The sequence below is a fragment of the Salinivibrio sp. MA427 genome, from assembly GCF_001996115.1.
GTDB lineage: Bacteria > Pseudomonadota > Gammaproteobacteria > Enterobacterales > Vibrionaceae > Salinivibrio > Salinivibrio costicola.
The window spans coordinates 1-7,197 of the sequence record NZ_MUFH01000122.1; the positions used below are offsets into that span (position 1 = coordinate 1).

Genomic DNA, 7,197 nt, shown 5'->3' on the forward strand with positions numbered 1-7,197 from the left:
GTACTCTCCCAACATGCATAAGAAAAACACGGGAGCCAGCACAAGCAGTAGCCATTCGGGATGAGCAATCAGTTCGGTCACGGGGCCTTTATMGCACGGTACAATTTATTAACATATTAGGGGGTTCTTCCCTACCTGTAAGGAAAAGCATCACCAAGCTGTTAATTTGCGCACACATTGCAATGCGGTGGGCATTCTCAGTGAGTGGAGAAAAAAGCGCCGAAACGGCGCCCTTCGCTGGTGTCAGCGGTTTAGTTTTAATCGTCGCCGTAGTATTGCACGCCGAGCTTAATTCGCTCGCGTCCTTGCGCTAGGCGGTGTTTATTCGTATCCCGCAGCGAATAAATACACCCGCAGTATTCCTGCTGGTAAAAACGCTCGCGCTTGCTGATTTCTATCATTCGCTGACTACCACCTTGCTTGCGCCAGTTGTAATCCCAGTAGCTTACATCTGGATATGGGGCGGCTGCGCGATGGCCACAATCATTAATTTGCTGCATGTTCTTCCAGCGCGAGATACCCAGTGAACTACTGATAAACCGGAAACCATGTTCGGCGGCATATAACGCTGTACGCTCGAACCGCATATCAAAGCACATGGTACATCGGATGCCGCGCTCGGGTTCAAACTCCATCCCCTTTGCTCTGGCGTACCAGTTATCGGTGTCGTAATCCATATCGATAAACGGCACGTCATGCTCTTCTGCAAAGCGAATATTCTCCTGCTTGCGAATTTCGTATTCTTTAACAGGATGTATGTTGGGATTATAAAAAAAGATACTGTAGCGGATCCCGCTTGCTTGTATAGCTTCCATCACCTCTCCCGAACAAGGGGCACAACAAGAGTGAAGGAGTAACTGGTCGTTGTCGCGATCAAAGTCAGGCGGCAAAGGCAACGGCGTACGTGTAAATTCAGGCATGGCAATTCCGTGTTCACAATGCAAAAAATAAAACGCCAATATTCATATATTTGCGTATGTAACGGATTCTAGCACGCCATCGCCCAAATTTGCAGACGTTGTGATTTTCGAGCGGTGTTTTGCGCTTATTTATGATGAACTTTACATCACTTACTCGGGCGAGTGTGAACAGACTTCGGAAAGAGAAGGTTAAAATAGATACAAAAAAGCCGCTGATTTTTCAGCGGCTTTTTTAGATTTGGCGGAGGGACAGGGATTTGAACCCTGGAAGGGCTATTAACCCTTGCCGGTTTTCAAGACCGGTGCTTTCAACCGCTCAGCCATCCCTCCGAACAGCTTTGTATACTAATGATGCCCTAGTGCAATGTAAAGTACTGCAACACTATTTTTTGTTTAAGTGATGGATATTCATCCGTTACTGACATGTCGCGGCTTCACATTCGGTGAACAAGTTGGTACAACGTGCATATACTCTCCATTGAGAGCTCGCATGTTACTAACTCAGGAACCGACATGACCTTAGACAGCTTTCTCGCCAAGGTAACGCAAACACCCGATATGGTAATGTTTGATGAGACGATGGCGGTGATAGATGCACATTACGACTACGCGCCCACGCGATTTACTAACGGTAACCTCGCCAATAAAGCTGGACAAAATACAGGCTCTTGCAAAGTGCTCGCGTTTTGCCAGCTGCATGAGTTAACGGAAGCGCAAACGCTCGCGTGTTTCGGAGGGTACTACCGCGAGGACGTGTTGAGCCATCCCTCTGGGACTGATCATAACAATATTCGTACTTTTATGGTAACCGGCTGGAAAGGTGTGTCGTTTGACAAAATGCCCTTGAAAGCTACGCTACCGCCGCCAATTGTCTCTATTGTTGTGACATCGATAGGAACCAGTTTCCCAAACTGGCGTAATGTACGCTTTTGCGCTTCTGTAAAAGCACTGTAAGCAGACAACGACATCACAATCACCGATTCGCCATGTCGATTTCGCAATTGCAAGATATTGCCACAAAGCTGATTCATTTGTGATTCACTGATCGAAACGAGCGTTTTGTCTTCGCTCAGTGTATTGCAGACCAAATCCCGCTGCCCGGCCTCTATTACCTCATCACAAACCACGGCAAACGCTTCGCCCACAGCCATCATCACATTAGTATGATAAACCGGATTGCCATCGCTCATCTCGGTGTTGAAGCTCACGACTTGTCGCATGCCTACCTTTGCTGCCCATTCGGTCAATAAAATACTGTCACAACGGTGTGAAAGTGCCGCATAAACACGCTGGTTAAGGTGATCGATAACCATTGCGCCTGTGCTTTCGAGAAACGCCTCTTCTTTATCATGACATTTGACCTTATGCACATGATTAACGTCATAGCCGGCACGATCCAATGCTGCCATTAAACGCTCTGGCTTTACCTCCAACTGACGGTTTGGGCATGCCATAGGGTAAAGATAAAGCTCACCACTGGGCAAGGTGCTAAACCAGTTATTCGGGAAGACGGCATCCGGTGTCGCCGGATCCGAGTCAGGGTATTCCATCACCACCACATCAATACCATGGCGACGCAAAATCATCACCATGTTATTAAACTCTGCCATGGCGCGCGTTTTTACTTCCTCGTCGGGCAATGAGGGAGCGTGTTGAAAACCATTATCCTCACTGGTTTGTGCATTAAACTTAAAATGAAGCGGGGGCACCATCAACACGGCCGACGCTGCGTGGGGATGGGATAGCGGATATTGGGTATCGTAGCTCGCTAAAAACGCCATAAGCAAACCTTCTAAAACAACATGACTTAAAGAGTATAGATGGGCTATGGGGTACGCGATCAGTTTTAAACGCGCAACAGCCTCACCCAGTGGAATGAATAACCGCAGGAAAATATCATTGAAACAAGTTTTTTACAAATAGGGTTTTTTACACCCCGGTTTTTACAAATCATTTTTTTACAAATCCAGGTGAATCCGCACATTGCAGGGCGGAAGTTTAGTTAACTACACTATTAAAATAAACAGGGAGAACAAAGCATGAAACCAGCGCAGCCAACTCGCCACGAAGATAAGCGTCTTCACGCCTTATATGATCTAGGGATATTAGATACGGGCCGTGAAGATCGATTTGAGCGAATTGTGCGTGTCGCAGCCTACGTATCTGATTGCCCGGTGGTTGCGATTAGCCTGGTTGATGAAGATCGCCAATGGTTTAAAGCCAAACGTGGGTTAGCCGTTAATCAGACTGGGCGCAGTGAGTCCATTTGTGGGCATGCTATTCATCAACTCGAACCATTTATCATTGAGGACACGCTTAATGATCGTCGATTTGATGATAACCCATTGGTAACCGGCCCTCCTAACATCCGTTTTTATGCTGGATTCCCTTTTAGTCTTGATAGCGAGCACTTGCTTGGTACCCTCTGTGTCATCGACCACAAGCCTCGTCAGCTCACTGACGCCTGTGAGCGCGCGCTGTCAGATCTCGCGCGAATCGTGGAACATGAGCTGGTCATGACTCAACAAAATGTGATCGACCCTTTGACAAGCGTATTTAATCGCCGTGGCTTTTACCGAGAAGTAACCAGCTATTTGACCGATGAGATGGTGATCGAAGATCAACATACTTTGCTGCACTTTGACGTCCGTCAGCTACAAGGCATAAATCGGCACTATGGCAAGCATGCGGGTGATGGCGTCCTGAGAGCATTTGCCGCCTGTTTAAGGGATGTCTTTGATGATACAGGCTGGATAGGACGTTTAGAAGGCTGTGAATTCGCCGTATTATTGATTCAACAAGACGTTGACGCCGTCGAAGCCCAATTAGATCGATTTTACCTAAGGCTCTGCCGGCGTTTATCGTCAGAACGTTATCCGTTTGTCTATTCGGTCGGCCTCGCCCACTTCACCCAGATCGATGAAACAGTGACATTAGAAACCATGTTATTAGACGCAACGAACGACACTCGGACATACCCTGTGCCTTCGGAAACACGTGATATTGGATAACGCTAACAAAATAGATGAGAAAAACGATGAGAAGATTGGAGCGACATACGAGGTTCGAACTCGTGACCTCGACCTTGGCAAGGTCGCGCTCTACCAGCTGAGCTAATGTCGCTTGTTCAATCAAGCGCCTAAAAGCGCTTAGAAAATTGGTTGCGGGAGGCTGATTTAACGCGCCGTGCAACGGCACCGACCGGAGGTCGTATTGACTTTAACCAACTGTTAAATGCTTTTCGTCAACCTAAAATTGGTTGCGGGAGGCGGATTCGAACCACCGACCTTCGGGTTATGAGCCCGACGAGCTACCAGACTGCTCCATCCCGCGTCCGTAACATCAATCATGCTTGATGTGGGCAAAACTTGGAGCGACATACGAGGTTCGAACTCGTGACCTCGACCTTGGCAAGGTCGCGCTCTACCAGCTGAGCTAATGTCGCCTATGCAATTAAGCGTTGCATCACGCTTTGTAAAAATTGGTTGCGGGAGSYGGATTYGAACCAMCGACCTTCGGGTTATGAGCCCGACGAGCTACCARACTGCTCCATCCCGCGTCCGATTTTACTGTGCACCTAGAGGAACTTGGAGGCGCGTCCCGGAGTCGAACCGAGGTACACGGATTTGCAATCCGCTGCATAGCCACTCTGCCAACGCGCCTTTGTTTTGTTTCCGTCTCTGCGGTACGGGGAGGCATTCTACGGATAAACGTGATCGAGTCAACACTTATTATTTAATAAAAGTTTCAGATGGCTGTTTTACAAACAAAAGCGTCAAACTTCGACCAATCCGCTGTTATTTTCAGCATTTATTACTGCCATTCCCCTATTCGTTGCTAAAAATCTCACGCGTCTTTCCTAAAAATTTCACGCGATCGCATGGACGAGGCGTAATGCGATAGTGACTTGTTCACCGCAGGCGATCAGCTTGCTTTACTTAGCCTCTTCACTGTTTAACCAACGAAACGTCAGGTTGATTCGCTCACCCAGCGGCTTTTGCGTTTTGGGCACACTATGTTGCCAGTGGGTTTGCGTCTCGCCTGCCATCACTAACAGTGAGCCATGATCGAGTAAAAACTCACGCTTTAGCTGTCGCTTGGGGTGACGGAATAAAAACCGACGACTCGCGCCCAGACTCACCGAGGCAATGGTCGGCTGCCTCCCCAATTCCAATTCATCGTCTCTATGCCAGCCCATGTAATCGCTACCGTCTCGATAGAGATTGAGCAAGACGGTATTGAAACGGGCGTGGGTGGCAGCTTCAACACGCGCTTTCAAATCCAGTAACTCTGGTGTCCAAGGGCGGGGAGATAATGTGAGTCCACTGTAGGTATAAGCATGATCACCATACCAAGCTAATAAGCGCGGCTGCATCACGGTCCGCCCAAACATCGAAATAGGAAGTTGCTGCCAAGCCGCTTGTTCGCGAAGCGATGTAAAAAACGCGTCCGCTTGATTGCTCGCTAGCCAGTTTGGGGACCAATAGACGTCAGCTTGGGGCATAGCCACACCTTGCTGCGGATCAAACGTCGTGTCGGTAAAAAAACATTGTTGCTGTGGGGGGCGTGCCATACACAATTGTCACCTCGGTTCTCATATGGCATTCAGTATGGCTGTGGTTAACGAATTGGATCAACACGTCGGCCACTCATGCCATTTAACCGATACCAACCCGCAATACTAAACCGTTGCCTCTTGGCCGGGAGCACTTCATGGGGAAACGCTTCGGATAAAAAAGTGACCAGCCGTCCCGCTTTGGGCCACAGCGTTTGGCGATGCGACCCATCAGGGTTGTAAATCACGATTTCACCACCGTCTTGCTCAGACCAATCGTGGTTTAGATAGAGTACCGTCGTGACTTTACGATTTGATCGTCCCTCAAACGCATCATAATGTTTGGCATAAAAATCACCGGGATTGTACTTAGCAAAATGCGCCTCGTACTCAAACAACCCCAAGAATAAATGCCGATTGAAGGCGTACTGCAAATTCGCCATTTTATCCAAAAGCGTATCGATAGCGGGCGCCGTATCACGTTCTAACCAATAGATTTTGTCGCGACGAATTTGGGTATTGGTATGCTGTTTACGCTCTCGGCCGATTGCCGCTTGATTCCACTGAGCGGGTAAGCATGCCTGCAAATCGCTAACCGCTTGCGCCGATAAAAAATCGTCACAAACACTAAGGCCATGAGTCGCAATATCATCGATGATGGTCAGTTCGTTCAAATACTTATCTCCGCCGCCAATTAGAACGGTTACCTTACTGCCTTTTGACTGGGGGGCAACCTATTTTCTTTATCGTGACGATAAGGACTATTTATCGAACCGTCTGTGTCATCACCCATATCACTCACCTTGTATTCGGCGCGAGTTTAGGGGGCGAGCACGGCATTATGCTACTGTTTAGCGGAACCTTTAAAAAGGCCGAGATTGATCAAGAAAAGGCTTTTATACAGAGTCTGGGTGCAATATTATGCGCTCGACGTGTACTCGGCCAGTTAGCCATTGAAGGACCATGATAATGAAGAAAATCACTCACGGAATCACCGCAACAGCACTTGCACTCACGACGGTATTCGCAAGCGGCGTCCATGCTGAAGATAAGGTGCTCAATCTTTATAATTGGGCAGAGTATATGCCCATGGATGTCATTGAAGCGTTTGAAGAAAAATACCAGGTTGATGTGAACTACTCGACATTCGAGAGTAACGAATCCATGTATGCCAAGCTTAAGCTGCTAAACAGTGAAGGCTATGATCTGGCGTTTGCCTCAACCTATTTTATTGAGCGCATGATCAACGAGGATATGCTCGCTAAAATTGATAAAAGCCAGATTGGTCATTTTGACCAGTTACGCCCAGGCTTGCTCGGCCAATCATTTGATCCAAAGAATGACTACTCGCTTCCTTATGTTTTTGGTGTCACGGGTATTAGCTACCACAGCGATTACATCGACGGTAGCAAAGTGACAAAATGGGCAGATTTATGGCGCGACGATTTTCGTGGCCAAGTCATGCTGCTGAATGATGTGCGTGACGTGTTCGGGATGGCGTTAAAAGCCCAGGGCCATAGCATTAACAGCACCGATGAAGCGGAAATTAAGCAAGCCTATCAGTCCCTACGCGWTCTGCGTGATAACGTGGTGGTTTATAACTCCGATGCGCCACACGTCCCGTTTATTACAGGCGAAGTCAATATTGGTCAGCAATGGAATGGCAATGCCCATATGGCTCAACAAGAGGTCGATGGGATTGAGTTTGTCTATCCACAAGAG

At 48.0% G+C, this 7,197-nt stretch carries 6 protein-coding genes, 6 tRNA genes and 1 pseudogene; 3 read left to right on the forward strand and 10 right to left on the reverse strand.

From position 1 onward, the window contains the following. Positions 1-257: 257 nt before the first annotated feature. Entirely contained in the window at positions 258-920 is a 663-nt protein-coding gene (locus BZG79_RS09145) for an epoxyqueuosine reductase QueH (RefSeq protein ID WP_077774241.1), read from the reverse strand. Positions 921-1,159: 239 nt separating this feature from the next. After that, positions 1,160-1,250 (reverse strand) — tRNA-Ser (locus tag BZG79_RS09150). A 183-nt stretch (positions 1,251-1,433) separates the two neighbouring features. Here BZG79_RS09150 and BZG79_RS09155 point away from each other — a divergent pair. Continuing rightward, positions 1,434-1,757: pseudogene (locus tag BZG79_RS09155) on the forward strand (HopJ type III effector protein); the annotation flags it as partial. Here BZG79_RS09155 and BZG79_RS09160 read toward each other — a convergent pair. Next, positions 1,700-2,701 (reverse strand): arginine deiminase-related protein, encoded by a 1,002-nt coding sequence (locus tag BZG79_RS09160; protein WP_077774243.1) that lies wholly within the window; start codon positions 2,699-2,701, stop codon positions 1,700-1,702. The pseudogene BZG79_RS09155 and the gene BZG79_RS09160 overlap by 58 nt on opposite strands. A 258-nt stretch (positions 2,702-2,959) precedes the next feature. On the opposite strand from BZG79_RS09160, the gene BZG79_RS09165 reads away from it, so the two are divergent. Then, positions 2,960-3,931 (forward strand): sensor domain-containing diguanylate cyclase, encoded by a 972-nt coding sequence (locus BZG79_RS09165; RefSeq protein ID WP_077461232.1) that lies wholly within the window; start codon positions 2,960-2,962, stop codon positions 3,929-3,931. A 36-nt stretch (positions 3,932-3,967) separates the two neighbouring features. On the opposite strand, the gene BZG79_RS09170 is transcribed toward BZG79_RS09165, so the two are convergent. The 7 genes from BZG79_RS09170 to BZG79_RS09200 all read right to left on the reverse strand — a co-directional run bounded on the left by BZG79_RS09170 (position 3,968) and on the right by BZG79_RS09200 (position 6,149). Beyond that, positions 3,968-4,043: transfer RNA gene (locus tag BZG79_RS09170), tRNA-Gly, on the reverse strand. Between the two features lie 133 nt (positions 4,044-4,176). Then, a tRNA-Met gene (locus BZG79_RS09175) sits at positions 4,177-4,253 on the reverse strand. A gap of 36 nt (positions 4,254-4,289) precedes the next feature. Further along, positions 4,290-4,365 (reverse strand) — tRNA-Gly (locus tag BZG79_RS09180). Between the two features lie 37 nt (positions 4,366-4,402). Next, positions 4,403-4,479, reverse strand: a tRNA-Met gene (locus tag BZG79_RS09185). A 29-nt stretch (positions 4,480-4,508) separates the two neighbouring features. Further along, positions 4,509-4,582 (reverse strand) — tRNA-Cys (locus BZG79_RS09190). A 272-nt stretch (positions 4,583-4,854) separates the two neighbouring features. Beyond that, positions 4,855-5,424, reverse strand: a complete 570-nt coding sequence (locus BZG79_RS09195) for an alpha-ketoglutarate-dependent dioxygenase AlkB (RefSeq protein WP_051109683.1) — start codon at positions 5,422-5,424, stop codon at positions 4,855-4,857. A gap of 116 nt (positions 5,425-5,540) precedes the next feature. Continuing rightward, positions 5,541-6,149: a 2OG-Fe(II) oxygenase gene (locus tag BZG79_RS09200; RefSeq protein WP_021023132.1), complete on the reverse strand. Its 609-nt coding sequence runs from the start codon at positions 6,147-6,149 to the stop codon at positions 5,541-5,543. A gap of 295 nt (positions 6,150-6,444) precedes the next feature. On the opposite strand from BZG79_RS09200, the gene BZG79_RS09210 reads away from it, so the two are divergent. Next, positions 6,445-7,197: extracellular solute-binding protein (locus tag BZG79_RS09210; protein WP_077774244.1), on the forward strand; the 753-nt coding region annotated here is incomplete at its 3' end.